The following is a 13,776-nucleotide window of genomic DNA, read 5'->3' on the forward strand; positions in this document are numbered from 1 at the left end:
AGGGGCAGATATGAAACTCCTAAAGCTCGTTCCTGACACGACGAACATCCACTTTCTAAAGTGGCGCGTGCCGTTCTATATCGTCTCCATCCTGCTGATCGTGGCCAGCTGGGGCCTTGTGGCGACGCAGGGCCTGAACCTTGGCGTCGACTTCGTCGGTGGCCAGATGATCCGCGCCACCTTCACGCAGGATGCCGAAGCGCCCGTGGCCGAATTGCGGCGCGAAATCGGCGCTCTCGGCTATGGCGAGCCGGTGATCCAGCGTTTCGGCCAGCCGAACGAAGTATCGATCCGCATGCGCCTACCTGAAGCGAATGGGCCTGAAGCAAAGGGGCCTGAGGCGAAGGGATCAGAAGGCGGTCAGGCATCGGAAGCGAAAGATCTGGCCGACCGGATGACGGTCGCCATCACCGGCGATATGCAGGCCAATCACCCTGGCGTGCGCATCGACGGCGTCGATTCGGTGTCGGGCAAGGTTTCGGGCGAATTGTTCGAAACCGGCATGTACGCCCTGCTGGGGGCGATGGTGATGATCTCGATCTATATCTGGATCCGCTTCGAATGGCAGTTTGGCGTGGGCGCGATGTTTGCCCTGTTGCATGACGTTTCGCTGACGCTGGGCATGTTCGCGGTGACGGGTATGGAATTCGACCTGAATATCGTGGCCGCCATTCTGGCCATCATCGGCTATTCGCTGAACGATACGATTGTCGTCTATGACCGCATCCGCGAAAACCTGAAGAAATATCGCAAGATGCCGATGACCGAATTGCTCGACCTGTCGGTGAACGAGACTTTGTCGCGAACGGTCGTCACCTCGCTCACCACGCTGGCCGTGCTGCTGGTGCTGATGTTCGTGGGTCCGGCGATGACTTTCGGTTTCGCGGCCGCGATCGCATTCGGCATTTTCGTCGGTACCTACAGCTCGATCTATATGGCGGCGCCGATCCTGATCTGGCTGCGGGTCAAATCCGACAGCTTCGTCCCTCGCGAGAGCGAGGCGGACAAGCAGGAAAGGCTGGCCCGCGGCGAGGTCTGAGGACGAAAATCCACCCGAATCGACGACAAGCCACGAACGCACGGCAACCCTTTACGGGCTGCCGTGCGTTTTGCTTTGGCCTGACGCGGCGCGACGGTGGGACTAATCCAAACGGATTATGGCGGAATCAGGGCAATTCGTCGCGTTGCAACTTGCCGTGGCGAGGCGGTTAACCCTTGTAACGCACGGTATCGCGCGGTTTTGGTGCCCCGATCGCGTTCGGGAACGAACCCGCACTATGGGTGTATCAGCGATACAATCGACGAAAATCCGTCACGCCGCCGTTTGTATCCACAACGAAAGTTCTTCGTTTTGCTGATCCCTGTCCGTGCCGATTTTGATTCCTGGATGCTGTTCCTGGGTCTGCTTACCTTTCTGATTGCGATCTGGTCCGCGTGGCGGCGCGACGCTGATGGCGCGCCCGAAACATTGGGCGGCTGGATCAATCTGAAGGGTAATCAGCGCATCGGTGGCTATCTTCCGCGCAATATCGCTGAACTGTCGGCACTGACCGCGTTCGCCTATGTGGTCGCAGGGGCAGTTATGGGGCAGTTCTATACGCTGCTGATCCCGCTAGGCGCGTTCCTGCTGGCGCTGTCGCTGCGCCAGACGATGGGCTGGCGGCTCAGCCTGCCGGGCATGGCATGGTTGAGTGTCGAGGCGCTGGCGCTCGCTGTCAGCTGGTGGTGGCTGTGCCTGCTCGTGAACGAAGCGCCGCTTCCCCTGTGGAACGAAGCGGCGCTGTATATCGCGATCACCGTGGCGCTGGCGCTGGGCTATCTCGGCTGGATCGAACGGATCGCGCGCGAGGCTTCGCTGACCCACAGTCATTGGCGTCTGCCCAATCGCGCACCGCGTGACGGGGAGCGTCCGGCCCGACACTGGGCGGGTGCCCGCGCCCTGTCCGCCAGCGATCCGTTCGAACCGCGCGTATCGGTGCATCTGCCCTGCTACGCCGAACCGCCGCAGGTGGTGAAGGAGACGATGAACCGGCTTGCCGCGCAGGAATACACCAATTTCGAAGTCATCGTCATCGATAACAACACCAAGGACGAGGCGCTGTGGCGTCCGCTGGAATCCCACGCCGCGCTGCTGAACCAGCGCCTTGGGCGCGAGGTGTTCCGCTTCTTTCACGTCAATCCGCTGCCGGGCGCCAAGGCCGGTGCGCTGAACTGGGTGCTGGACGGGCGGATGGACCCGTCGGCCGAAATCGTGTCGGTCATCGATGCCGATTATCTGGCCGAACCCGATTTCCTGTCGCGCCTCGTGCCGTTTTTCCGCGACCGGTCGGTCGGCTATCTTCAGACGCCGCACGATTACCGCGATTACGAGAACAGCCCCTATCTGACCGGCTGTCACTGGGAATATATGCCCAACAACAAGGTCGATATGTGCGGCGTGTCGGAATATGGCGGCGCGTTCACGATCGGCACCATGTGCCTGCTGCGCGCCGATGCGCTGCGCCGCGTGGGCGGCTGGGCCGAATGGTGTCTGACCGAGGATTCGGAAGTTTCCGTGCGGCTGCGCGCGGCAGGCTATCGCGGCATGTATCTGGGCGAGACCTTCGGCCGCGGCCTGATCCCCGACAGTTTCGAGGATTACAAGAAGCAGCGCTTCCGCTGGACCGCGGGGCCGGTGCAGCAATTGCGCCGCCACTGGAAACTGTTCCTGCCCGATCCCTATGCGCCGCCGATGCCGGGCTGGACCAAGCTGCTGGAAATCCTGCGCTGCTCGGCACCCTTGCAGACGCTGGCGGGTATCGTGCTGGGACTAATCGGCATTACCGCCATCGCCATCGCCGTGCTGGCAGGCGCGATGGATGCGGTGGTGCTGGCCCCGATTACATGGCCGATGATCACGCTGGGTCTGGGCACGGGCCTGGTACGCAACTGGCACCGCTATCGCCTGACCGGATGCCACCGCATTGCCGACATGATCAGGGGAGAGATCGCGCGCGCATCGCTGACCTATATCGTGCTGGTATCGGGCGTCGCGGGCCTGTCGAAAAAGCCGCACGCATGGCGCCGCACGCCCAAGTTCGGCGCGAATGGCGGCGTTGCATCGGCGCTGGCCTGCACCGTGCCGGAGATATTGCTGGCGGCGGTCACGCTGGGAATCGCCGCATTCATGCTGGCCAATATGGCCGTGCTGGGCACCGGTTTCGCCCTGCTGATCGGCATGATCTATGGCTTCCTTGGCCTGCGCTTTCTGGCAGCCCCCTATATGGCGCTGCTGGCCCTGAAAAAGCCCGCCACCGCCGCCGAGACATCGGGCAGCGGGCAACTCGCCTAAAGCGCGCGTACCAGCAGGGCCGCCAGTGCGATCCACGGCGAACCCTGCACGACGATCTGGCGCTGACCCGCTCCGGGCGGAAGCAGCGCCAGATGATCGTCGGAGAAATCGATAAGACGGCCAAAGGCAAAGCGCCCGCCCGGGCGCGGGACCAGCACGTCGCGGTTGATCGCGCGCGGCCGGTCTTCGGGGGCAAGATCGCGCAGCCACAGCCGGTCGCCCGCCCGGTATTCGCCGACCGCGCTGTCCACTTCCAGCACATGGACATTGCCTTCGCCCAGCATGGCCAGAGGCTCCACCGCCTCGCGCGGGGAGGGGAGCGGTTCTGCCCCGTCCGCCGTCAGCCGCGCGACCACCATGGCGGCATCGCGCCGCTCGCTGACCAGCAGCAGTTCGGGGGCGACATCCAGCGCCGCCGCGATCCGGTTCAGCCAGTCGATCGATAAGGTGCGCATCCCCGTTTCCAGCCGCCCCACGGTTTGCGGCGTGGTGGGCGGGGTGCAGGCGGCGGCCAGATCGGCGAGCGTTAGCCCCTTGTCCTTGCGGATTGTGCGAATGCGGTTAATCACGGCGCGGTTCCTTTCGGGAAAATGCATGAACCGGATGGGTTTTATTTTCCTACAACACAAGCCTGCCGCAAGTCCCCTGCCAGTCTTATCAAGGGGAAACGACCATGACCGACGATCTGCATCAGGGCCCGGGCGAATATGTCACGCGCGAATTGACGAGCGAAGGACCGCGCCGGATATCGCAATCCTATCGTGGCGGCGCATCCAGACGTGCCCGTGCGGTTACCGTGAACCTTAGGGAATCGCCGCTCGGCTGGCTGTATGCCCATGGCCATCTGACCGAGCCGCAATATGAGGCGGGCGAGCGGTTGCGCGCCGACTGGGAACGCGCGCAGCTTGCCCCGTCGATCACCATGCGCTGGGACGTGGTGCGGGTCAGCGGGACCAATCCCGATCGCGGGCTGGACCCGTCGGAACGGCAGATCGCGGCCAAGGCGCGTTTCGACAAGGCCGTCGCTGCGGCGGGGCCGGGCCTGAACGATATCCTGTGGCGCGTGGTCTGCGCGGGCGAGACAGTGGGCATTGCGGAAAAGGCGATGGGCTGGCCGGCCCGCAGCGGCAAGCTGGTGCTGAGCCTTGCGCTGGACCGCGTGGCCGGATTTTACCGGATCGGTTGACGCCCGATCCAACCGGCTTGATCTTACGAGCCTCGCATGCAAGCTTCGGTTTCAGTTGAAACCGCCCAAAAGCGAGTCCTCTCCATGAAACCTGTTGCCTTGCACCGCCGCCAGTTCCTTGCCGGAACGGGCACCATTGCCCTTGCTTTTACGCTTCCCGCTGCGGCGCGGGCACAGGGCGGTGCGGGTGACCAACTGACTGCCACGATGGACCGTATATTTCAGGGCGATATGCGGATCAGCCCGACATCGATGACGTCGATGGGGATCGACACCGGCGATAACGCATGGGCGCGCCATCATCTGGGCAAATTCGGCCGCGCCGGAATCGAGGAAGAGGAAGCCCATGCCGAGGCGATGCTGGCCCGTATCAAGGCGATCCCCACCGATGGCCTGTCCGAACAGCACAAGGTGCAGCATGCCGTGGTCGCCGATATGATGGAAAAGCGGCTATGGGGTAAGCCCTATGGCATGGGCAGCGTCTATAGCCCCTATGTGCTGAGCCACATGGGCGGTTCGTACAGCGCGGTGCCCAGTTTCATGGATACCAAGCATCCGGTTGAGACGGCGGACGATGCCAATGCCTATCTGCAGCGCATGGTGCAATTTGCCGAAGGGCTGGACGCCGAGAGCGATTTGCAGCGCGAACAGGCGGCCAAGGGCTATCTGGCGCCCGCATGGTCGCTGGAAACCGCCATCGCGCAGATCACCGCCATGGCCGAAACCCCCGCCGCCGATACGCGGCTGGTGAAATCGCTGGCCGAACGAACCGCTGCCAAGGGTATCGCGGGCGAATGGGAATCACAGGCCATCGCCATCATGGACGGGCAGATCAAGCCTGCCCTGCTGCGTCAGGCAGCAATGCTGGAAGAGCTGAAACCGACCTCTGCCGCGGGTGACGGCATCTGGCGCGTGCCCGAAGGGGCGGAGCTTTACCGCCTCGAGCTTGCCAATTCGACCACGACCGATTTGTCGGCAGAGGACATCCACCAGATCGGCCTGACCCAGGTGGCCGAATTGAGCGCGCAGCTAGCCGGAATGCTGGCCGAAGTCGGGTTGACCGACGGCACGGTGGGTGAGCGGCTGGCGCAATTCAACGCGCGGCCCGACCAGCTTTACGCCAATTCGGCCGAGGGGCACGCGGCGATGATCGCCGACCTGAATGCCAGTAACGATGCGATGCAGGCAAAGCTGCCGCAGGCCTTTGCCACCCTGCCGACCCAGCCGGTCGAGATCCGCGCGGTGCCTGCCGAAATTCAGGACGGCGCGCCGCTGGGCTATTACGAACGGCCCTCGCTCGACGGGGCGCGCCCGGGTATTTATTACATCAACCTCAAACATACCGAGGACTGGCCGAAATACACGCTGCCCTCGCTCACCTATCACGAGGCGGTGCCCGGCCATCATCTGCACGGCAGCCTTGTCCAGCAGGCCGGCGACACGCCGATGCTGCTCAAGAACTATTACATTTCCGCCTATGGCGAGGGATGGGCGCTTTATGCCGAACAGCTTGCGGATGAGTTGGGCGGATATGAAGGCATGGAAAAGGCCGGCGCGCTGCAAAGCTGGCTGTTCCGCGCCGCGCGTCTGGTGGTCGATACCGGCCTGCACCACAAGAAATGGACGGTGGAGCAGGCAACCCAATATTTCGTCGACACCGTCGGCTTTACCCGCACACGGTCAGAGGCGGAGGTGCGCCGTTACTGCATGTGGCCGGGGCAGGCATGCAGCTACAAGATCGGCCAGAATAAATGGGTCGAACTGCGCGCCAGGGCGGAAGGCGAGCTGGGCGAAGCTTTTGACCTGCGCCAGTTCCACGAGCTGGTGAAGGAAGGCGTAATGCCGCTAAGCGTGCTGGAAGCGCGCGTCGACCGCTGGATCGCCGCGCAAAAGGCCTAGGGAAAGAGGCGAGGGGGTGGTCTGGTGTCAAGAAGCGCAGGCTACCCCTCCAGCGCCTCCACTTCTTCGGCCAGTGCCAGCCAGCGTTCTTCGGCCGCATCCTTTTCGCCGCGCAGCCTTTCCAGCGTGGCCGTCAGCGACGCGAACTTGTCGGGATTGGCGGTGTAGAGATCGGGATCGGCCAGCGCTTCCTCATTGGTTGAGATTTCGCCTTCCAATTCCTCGATCCGCCCCGGCAGCAGATCGTAATCGCGCTGGTCCTTGTAACTCAGCTTGGTCTTTTTCTGCGGCGGGGGAGGGGGCGTGGCGGCGGCCTTCTTCGGTGCGGCGCGTTGCTGGCTGCGATCCTTGCGCTTGCGCTCCCAATCGGCATAGCCGCCCGCGATAATGTCCACCGTGCCGCTGCCGTCGAGGCCAAGTGTCACCGTCACCGTGCGGTCGAGGAAATCGCGGTCGTGGCTGACGATCAGCACCGTGCCGTCGTAATCCGCGATCACTTCCTGCAACAGGTCAAGCGTTTCGAGGTCGAGATCGTTGGTCGGCTCGTCCAGCACCAGCAGGTTCGACGTGCGCGCAAATTCGCGGGCCAGCAACAGGCGCGACCGTTCGCCGCCCGATAATGTGCCGATCTTCGCCTCGACCAGACCCGGATCGAACAGGAATTCCTTCAGATAGCCCTGGATATGCTTGCGCACCCCGCGCACGTCGATCCAGTCGCCGCCCTCGGCCAGCACTTCGCGCACCGTCTTCTCGTCCGATAGCAGGCTGCGCTGCTGGTCGATCATCACGCCCGACAAGGTCTTGGCCAGCGTGACCTCTCCGCTGTCGGGCTGCAATTCGCCGGTCAGCATCTTCAGCAAGGTGGTCTTGCCCGCGCCATTGCCGCCGACGATGCCGATCCGGTCGCGCCGCTGGATGCGCAGCGAGAAATCCTTGATGACCGTGCGGTCCCCATAGGTTTTCGAGATGTGCTCGGCCGTGATGACGCTCTTGGTCTTGTTGTCGTCGCTGGCCAGCGCCATTTTGGCCGTGCCCTGCGGGTTGATCATGGCGGCCCGCGCCGCGCGCATTTCCCACAATTTCTCCAGCCGACCCTGATTGCGCTTGCGCCGCGCGGTCACTCCGCGCTCCAGCCAGTGCGCTTCCAGCTTCAGCTTTGCATCCAGCTTTTCAGCCGCGCGCGCTTCTTCGGCATAGACCTGCTCTTCCCATGCCTCGTAACCGCCGAAACCCACATCCTTGCGCCGCAGCGCCCCGCGATCCAGCCAGATCGTCGCGCGGGTCAGGCGGGTCAGGAAGGTCCGGTCGTGGCTGATGGTGACGAAGGCGCCGGTATAGCGGTTCAGCCAGTCTTCCAGCCAGTCGATGGCCGACAGGTCGAGGTGGTTCGTCGGCTCGTCCAGCAACAGCACATCGGGTTCGCTGGCAAGCGCGCGGGCGATGGCGGCGCGGCGCTTTTCGCCGCCGCTCGCCGCCTTGGGGTCGCGCGTCATGTCGATGCCGATCTGGCTGGCGATCGCTTCCACCGCGAACTGCTGCGGGGCATCGTCACCGTGCAGCGCATATTCCATCAGCGTCTTGCAGCCGGTAAAGTCGGGCTCCTGCTCCAGCGTAACGACCCGCGTGCCCGGCACGATCACGCGCTTGCCCTTGTCCATCTCGATCTCGCCCGCGATCAGCTTCATCAGCGTGGTCTTGCCCGCTCCGTTCCGGCCGATTAGCGCCAGCCGGTCGCGCGGGGCGATATGCAGGTCGAGGTCGCGGAACAGCCAGCCGTCGTTCACGGTCAGGCCCCCCTGCTGCAGGCCAAGATCTTCAAGCGAGAGAACGGGAGGTTGTGCCATCGCCGCCGCCTAGTCCCGTAACCGGCCCCCTGCAAGCGTTCCCCGACAATGTTCGGGGCAACGTTCAAGGAACAGCCAGCATGGCTACGTATTGATAGGGACATGTGAAGAGGAGATCATTGTTCATGTCCCGAACCGCTTTCAAATCGCTGCTTGCCGTTCCCGCCATCGCCGTCATGGCCATGGGCGCGGGTGTCGGCGTGTCGGCTTTTCCGGGCACCGCGATGGCTGCCGACGTTGCCGTCGCGTCGCAAGGTCCCGTTGTCGAATTGCAGGTGATGCAGCAGGTCGTCGGCGATCCTGACAAGGCGACGGTGGGCGCGGGGGTCACCACGCGCGCCGCCACCGCGCAGGCCGCGATGCAGCAGAATGCCACCGAAATGGACAAGGTGCTGAAACGGTTGGATTCGCTGGGGATCGACCGCGATTACGTGCAGACCACCGGCATCCGGCTGAACCCGCAATATGATTACCGCAACGGCGAACAGCCGCGCTTTACGGGGTATGAGGCATCGAACGCTGTCTCGGTCGAATTGCGCGATATCGACAGGGTGGGCGATGTGCTCGACGCGCTGGTGGCAGCCGGGGCGACCAACCTCAGCGGGCCCGAATGGGGCATCGTCGACGACAGCGGCGCGCGGGCACAGGCGCGCAAGGCGGCGTGGGAACAATCGCTGGCACAGGCGCGCGATTATGCGCGCATGACCGGATACCGCGATGTAAAGCTGCTGACCGTGTCGGAGAGCATGGGCTTTTCCGCGCCGGTGCAGGAACGCGCGCTGATGGTGCAGGCATCGGCCCCCGCGGCAAAGACGCCGACGCGGCCCGGTCAGGTATCGACGCAGGTCACACTTTCGACAAGATTTGAACTCGTGAACTGATCGAATATGTTGCGTTCCGGTAACGGGGGCCGCTTTCAAATGCCGGAACGCAACATTCACGCCTTGTTCAATGGTCGGGGCTTAGGCAGTCTCTTGTCATGAGGCTGCTGTCCCCCCTTCGTCCCTTGTCCGGCATTGCGCTGTTCCGCCATGGTCTGGCGGCGCTGGCGCTGTGCGGCATGGTCGCCCCCGTGACGGCGGTGCCCGCCATGGCGCAGGCCAAGGACGGGCAGAGCGAGGCGCGGCGCGAATTGCGGGCGGGCAATGTGCTGCCCCTGCGCCAGATCGAACGCAGCGTGGTCCCCCGCATGGGCGGCGCGCGCTATCTGGGGCCGGAATTCGACAGTGCGGCGATGATCTATCGGCTGAAATTCATGGAAGACGGCGGGCGCGTGGTGTTCGTCGACGTCGATGCCCGCACCGGCCGCGTGGTCGGGCGCAGCCGGTAACACAGCGGTCCATTCCCGAAACCGCCCGCATCTTGACCGATTCCCGCGCGGCCCCCATCTTTTCAGCTGAAAACCGGGCGCCGGATACGGGGCCCTATATAATCACGGCATAAGATAACCGGAGACTGCATGCGGATCCTGATCGTCGAGGACGAACCCACGCTGGGCAGCCAGCTTAAAAACACGCTGGAAGCCAATGGCTATGCCGTGGACCTGTCCACCGATGGCGAGGACGGGCATTTCCTCGGCTCGACCGAGGATTACGACGCGGTCGTGCTCGATCTGGGGCTGCCGGAAATCGACGGGCTAACCGTGCTGGGCATGTGGCGCAAGGAGGGGCGCAATTTCCCCGTTCTCGTGCTGACCGCGCGCGACAGCTGGTCCGACAAGGTGGCAGGGCTTGACGCGGGCGCCGACGATTACCTTGCCAAGCCCTTCCAGACCGAGGAGCTGATCGCCCGCCTGCGCGCGCTGATCCGCCGTTCGACCGGCAATGCCAGCAGCGAGCTGACGGCGGGACCCGTGCGGCTGGACACGCGTTCGGGCCGCGTCACCCTTGCGGGGGAACCGGTGAAACTGACCGCGCAGGAATACAAGCTGCTGTCCTATCTGATGCACCACAAGGGCAAGGTGGTCAGCCGGACCGAGCTGATCGAACATATCTACGATCAGGATTTCGACCGCGATTCCAACACGATCGAAGTGTTCGTCACGCGCATCCGCAAAAAGCTGGGCGCCGATGTCATCACCACCATCCGCGGCCTTGGCTATAGCCTCGACGATCCCGCCGAAGCGCCCCGCAGCTGACGCAGGCGGTGGCGGAGCTTTTCGAAGCCGCACCCCGCACCGGCCCTGACGAGGACAAGGCCGGCAGCACCGCTGCGCCCGCCAAGGGAGATGCGCCCGCTGCCGGACCTGACAGGACATCGCTGCGTCCGCCCGCCATGGCGCGGCTGAAGCTGAAAGGCGTGAAGCTGGGCGCGGGCCATACCGGCTCGCTCTCGCGCCGCATGATGCTGATCGCCTTTGCGTGGACGGCGTTCCTGCTGCTGGCGGGCGGCATTGCGCTGGATCGCGCGCTGACCGGTCTGATCACCCGCAATTTCGACGAACAGCTCGATTACATGCTGACCGCGATGGTCGCCTCTGCCGAAATCGGCCCGGACGGAGAGGTGTTCTTCTCGCGCCCGCTGGGCGACCAGCGCTTCCTTGAACCCAATAGCGGACTGTACTGGCAGATCACGGGCGAGGGGCACGAGGATTTCCCCTCGCGCAGCCTGTGGGACCGCACGCTGACGGTGCAGGAAGCCCGCCATGTCGAACCGCTGGTCTATGACAGCGCCCAGTTCGCGGGAGAGCCGCTGCGCATGATGCAGCGCCCGATCTTCCTGCCGGGCAGCGAGACGCAGTGGTGGTTCGTCGTCGCCGCCAGCCGCGAAGAGCTGGATGTGCAGATCGGGCGCATCCGGCACATCCTCGTCTATTCCTTTGCCGCATTGGCGGTGGGACTGATCGCCATGGCGGCGCTGCAGATCTGGCTGGGACTGTCGCCCCTGCGCGGCGTGCGGCTGGCGATCCAGCATATCCGCATGACCGGCGCGTCCCGCGTGACCCAGCCGTTGCCGCTGGAAGTGCAGCCAATGGTGGAGGAGCTGAACGCGCTGCTCGCCCATTCGGAAAAACAGGCAGAAGAGGCGCGCGCCCATGCCGGCAATCTGGCCCATGCGCTGAAAACCCCGCTGACCGTGCTGAACAATGCCGCCGCCGCCCATGCCGATAACCTGCCCGAACTGGTCGAACGCGAAGTGGCGGCGATGCGGCGGCAGGTCGATCACCATCTGGCGCGCGCCCGCGCATTGGGCCGCCGTGCGGTCGGCCTGTCGCGCGCCGATGTCCACGCCTCGGCCGAGGCGGTGGAGCGGGCGGTGTCGCGCCTGTATCCGCATGTCCGCTTCGATCTCGACGGGCCGAAACCGGGCGCGCCGCAGCCGATGGTCGCGATGGAGCGGCAGGATCTTGACGAGATACTGGGCAATCTGATCGAGAATGCCGCGAAATATGGCGGGGGCAGCGTGTTCGTGACGCTGGATGCCGTGCCAGATGCGCCTTTATGCGAAATCTGGATCGAGGATGACGGCGCGGGCATCGATGCTGCCGACCGCGACAAGCTGTTTGCCCGCGGCGCGCGGCTGGACACCAATAAGCCCGGCACCGGCCTTGGCCTTGCCATCGTGCGCGACGTGGTCGAAATCTATGGCGGATCGGTCGCGCTGGACGAAAGCGAGGATCTGGGCGGATTGCTGGTGAAACTCAGCCTCCCCCGCGCGGCCGCGCCGCAATAGCCGCTCGGGCTGCGCCGCAGGCATAGTCGCAGCGAGCACAGGCGCCGCGTCCACTCAGTCGTATGCCACGCCAGCCAGACCCTGCCCGCCATCGGCGATGAAAGCGTCGATCCGCGCTTCCAGCACGGGCAGCGGCACCGAACCCAGCGACAGCACCACATCGTGGAACTTGCGAATGTCGAAACGCGGGCCCAGCGCGTCCTCTGCCCTGGCCCGGACGCGGCGCAGGGTCAGCTCGCCCAGCTTGTAGGACAGCGCCTGCGCGGGCCAGCTGATATAGCGGTCGACTTCGGTCCCCACCTCGTGCCGCGACAGCGCAGTGCGCGCGGCAAGGTAGTCGATGGCCTTTTCGCGGTCCCAGCCATAGGCATGGATGCCCGTATCGATCACCAGCCGCGCAGCCCGCCACATCTCGTAACTCAGCCGCCCGAACCGTTCGTATGGCGTGCGATAGATGCCCATCTCCTCGCCCAGATATTCGGTATAAAGACCCCAGCCTTCGCCGAACCCGCTGAAATACACATCGCGGCGGAACGCGGGCATGGCGGGCTGTTCCAGCGCCACGCCTGCCTGAAAACTGTGGCCGGGACTGCATTCGTGCAGCGTAAGCGCGGGAATATTATACAGCGGGCGCGATGGCAGGTCGTGCGTGTTCATCTGGCACGCATCCAGCCCGCCGCGCCCCGCAGTATAGAACGGCGCGATGGCAGGGGCGACCGGCCGGATCGCGAAGCGGTGGCGCGGCAGGAAGCCGAAATAATCGCCGATCCGCCCGTCCACCCGCTTTGCCACATAGGCAGAGACGCCCATCAGCTCGTCGCCCGTGCGCGCGATAAATCGCGGATCGCTGCGCAGCGCTTCGTTGAATTCGCCGATGCTGCCCGAAAAGCCGACTTCTGCCATGATCGCGCGCATCTCGCCCTCGATCCGCGCCACTTCGGACAGGCCGGTCCGGTGGATCTGCTCCGCCGTCAGGTCGAGCGTGGTATAGGCCCTGATCTGCTGCGCATAATATGCCTTGCCATCGGGCAGGTCATAGGCGGCAAGGCCGGTGCGCGTATGCGGCAGGTAATCGTCGCGCAGGAACGCGAGCAGGCCGGTATAGGCAGGGACGATGCTGTCCGCGACGGCGGCCTCGGCCTCTGCCCGCAGCCTTGCCTGCTCGGCAGCGGGGATACTGGCGGGCATCGTGTCGAACGCGGTCAAAAACGGATTGCCGCGGAGCTGCGTGTAAGGTTCGATCGAAACGTCGCGACCTTCCAGCGACACGCGCGGCACGCTGAACCCGCGCGCAAGGCCGCGGCGCGCATTGGCGATATGTTCGGCAAAATAACGCGGCACATCGCGCATGCGGGCGATGTAATCGTCATATTCCCTGACACTGGCAAAGGGCGCGCCGGCGTTCAGATAGCTCCAGAAATTGCTGTCCGAATTGAACGGCATCTCATGGCTGCGGAATTTTGCATCGCCGATCCGCTCGTCAAGCAGGGCGCGGAACACGGCGGCATTGATTGTCTCGGCAGGCGACAGGCGCTGTGCATCGATGGCGTCCAGCGCGGTCAGCATCGCCCGTGCATGTTCGGCGCGCCGCGCCTCTGCCTCCGGCGTTACCGAGCGCAGCGCAGGCCCCGCTTCGCTGCGCCCGTCGGGCCGCGCGATCCGCCGGTCATCCTCCAGCCGCCATGCGTAATCGCTTTCGTACAGCGCGCGCAATTGCGCATCGGCACTGGCCTGTGCGGCAGGGGTCTGGGCAAGAACCGGAGACGGCAAGACAACGGCGGGTGCGGCCAGCAAAAGGGCCGTAAAGATGGCAAGGCGGGTCATGACAGATCGAGGCATGGAAG

The 13,776-nt window shown here is 64.4% G+C and carries 11 protein-coding genes; 8 read left to right on the forward strand and 3 right to left on the reverse strand.

The window, feature by feature from the left end; all coding sequences use genetic code 11:
- The first annotated feature begins 10 nt into the window (after positions 1-10).
- Both secF and LOZ77_RS00660 read left to right on the forward strand, forming a co-directional pair.
- Positions 11-1,039 (forward strand): protein translocase subunit SecF, encoded by a 1,029-nt coding sequence (gene secF / locus LOZ77_RS00655; RefSeq protein WP_230280383.1) that lies wholly within the window; start codon positions 11-13, stop codon positions 1,037-1,039.
- Between the two features lie 348 nt (positions 1,040-1,387).
- A complete protein-coding gene (locus LOZ77_RS00660; protein ID WP_230280384.1) occupies positions 1,388-3,331 on the forward strand; it encodes a glycosyltransferase in 1,944 nt (647 codons plus the stop codon).
- On the opposite strand, the gene LOZ77_RS00665 is transcribed toward LOZ77_RS00660, so the two are convergent.
- Entirely contained in the window at positions 3,328-3,900 is a 573-nt protein-coding gene (locus LOZ77_RS00665; protein WP_230280385.1) for a helix-turn-helix domain-containing protein, read from the reverse strand. The genes LOZ77_RS00660 and LOZ77_RS00665 overlap by 4 nt on opposite strands.
- Before the next feature lie 104 nt (positions 3,901-4,004).
- Here LOZ77_RS00665 and LOZ77_RS00670 point away from each other — a divergent pair, with 104 nt between their 5' ends.
- Both LOZ77_RS00670 and LOZ77_RS00675 read left to right on the forward strand, forming a co-directional pair.
- On the forward strand, positions 4,005-4,517 hold the full coding sequence (locus LOZ77_RS00670; RefSeq protein WP_230280386.1) for a DUF6456 domain-containing protein: 513 nt from the start codon (positions 4,005-4,007) through the stop codon (positions 4,515-4,517).
- Positions 4,518-4,601: 84 nt separating this feature from the next.
- The gene (locus tag LOZ77_RS00675) at positions 4,602-6,416 is read left to right on the forward strand and encodes a DUF885 family protein (RefSeq protein ID WP_230280387.1); all 1,815 of its coding nucleotides are present in this window, start codon (positions 4,602-4,604) and stop codon (positions 6,414-6,416) included.
- A gap of 41 nt (positions 6,417-6,457) precedes the next feature.
- Here LOZ77_RS00675 and LOZ77_RS00680 read toward each other — a convergent pair whose 3' ends face one another.
- Complete coding sequence (locus LOZ77_RS00680) at positions 6,458-8,260, reverse strand: ABC-F family ATP-binding cassette domain-containing protein (protein ID WP_230280388.1); 1,803 nt, start codon at positions 8,258-8,260, stop codon at positions 6,458-6,460.
- Positions 8,261-8,385: 125 nt separating this feature from the next.
- Between LOZ77_RS00680 and LOZ77_RS00685 the strand changes: the two genes are divergently transcribed.
- The 4 genes from LOZ77_RS00685 to LOZ77_RS00700 all read left to right on the forward strand — a co-directional run bounded on the left by LOZ77_RS00685 (position 8,386) and on the right by LOZ77_RS00700 (position 11,932).
- The gene (locus LOZ77_RS00685) at positions 8,386-9,141 is read left to right on the forward strand and encodes an SIMPL domain-containing protein (protein ID WP_230280389.1); all 756 of its coding nucleotides are present in this window, start codon (positions 8,386-8,388) and stop codon (positions 9,139-9,141) included.
- 98 nt (positions 9,142-9,239) lie between these two features.
- Positions 9,240-9,590 carry a PepSY domain-containing protein gene (locus tag LOZ77_RS00690; protein WP_370638037.1) on the forward strand — a complete coding sequence of 117 codons (351 nt, stop codon included), beginning with the start codon at positions 9,240-9,242 and terminating at the stop codon, positions 9,588-9,590.
- A gap of 129 nt (positions 9,591-9,719) precedes the next feature.
- The gene (locus tag LOZ77_RS00695; RefSeq protein WP_230280390.1) at positions 9,720-10,397 is read left to right on the forward strand and encodes a response regulator transcription factor; all 678 of its coding nucleotides are present in this window, start codon (positions 9,720-9,722) and stop codon (positions 10,395-10,397) included.
- A gap of 137 nt (positions 10,398-10,534) precedes the next feature.
- Positions 10,535-11,932 carry an ATP-binding protein gene (locus tag LOZ77_RS00700; protein WP_230281943.1) on the forward strand — a complete coding sequence of 466 codons (1,398 nt, stop codon included), beginning with the start codon at positions 10,535-10,537 and terminating at the stop codon, positions 11,930-11,932.
- Between the two features lie 54 nt (positions 11,933-11,986).
- On the opposite strand, the gene LOZ77_RS00705 is transcribed toward LOZ77_RS00700, so the two are convergent.
- Entirely contained in the window at positions 11,987-13,756 is a 1,770-nt protein-coding gene (locus tag LOZ77_RS00705; RefSeq protein WP_230280391.1) for a DUF885 family protein, read from the reverse strand.
- Positions 13,757-13,776: the final 20 nt, after the last annotated feature.

The organism is Croceicoccus sp. Ery15 (assembly GCF_020985305.1).
Classification (GTDB): domain Bacteria; phylum Pseudomonadota; class Alphaproteobacteria; order Sphingomonadales; family Sphingomonadaceae; genus Croceicoccus.

Excerpts from the sequence above, each read along its gene's own strand:
- secF (WP_230280383.1), top strand. The coding sequence starts at position 11 with ATGAAACTCCTAAAGCTCGTTCCTGACACGACGAACATCCACTTTCTA.
- LOZ77_RS00660 (WP_230280384.1), top strand. The coding sequence starts at position 1,388 with ATGCTGTTCCTGGGTCTGCTTACCTTTCTGATTGCGATCTGGTCCGCG.
- LOZ77_RS00670 (WP_230280386.1), top strand. The coding sequence starts at position 4,005 with ATGACCGACGATCTGCATCAGGGCCCGGGCGAATATGTCACGCGCGAA.
- LOZ77_RS00675 (WP_230280387.1), top strand. The coding sequence starts at position 4,602 with ATGAAACCTGTTGCCTTGCACCGCCGCCAGTTCCTTGCCGGAACGGGC.
- LOZ77_RS00680 (WP_230280388.1), bottom strand. The coding sequence starts at position 8,260 with ATGGCACAACCTCCCGTTCTCTCGCTTGAAGATCTTGGCCTGCAGCAG.
- LOZ77_RS00685 (WP_230280389.1), top strand. The coding sequence starts at position 8,386 with ATGTCCCGAACCGCTTTCAAATCGCTGCTTGCCGTTCCCGCCATCGCC.
- LOZ77_RS00690 (WP_370638037.1), top strand. The coding sequence starts at position 9,240 with ATGAGGCTGCTGTCCCCCCTTCGTCCCTTGTCCGGCATTGCGCTGTTC.
- LOZ77_RS00695 (WP_230280390.1), top strand. The coding sequence starts at position 9,720 with ATGCGGATCCTGATCGTCGAGGACGAACCCACGCTGGGCAGCCAGCTT.
- LOZ77_RS00700 (WP_230281943.1), top strand. The coding sequence starts at position 10,535 with ATGGCGCGGCTGAAGCTGAAAGGCGTGAAGCTGGGCGCGGGCCATACC.
- LOZ77_RS00705 (WP_230280391.1), bottom strand. The coding sequence starts at position 13,756 with ATGACCCGCCTTGCCATCTTTACGGCCCTTTTGCTGGCCGCACCCGCC.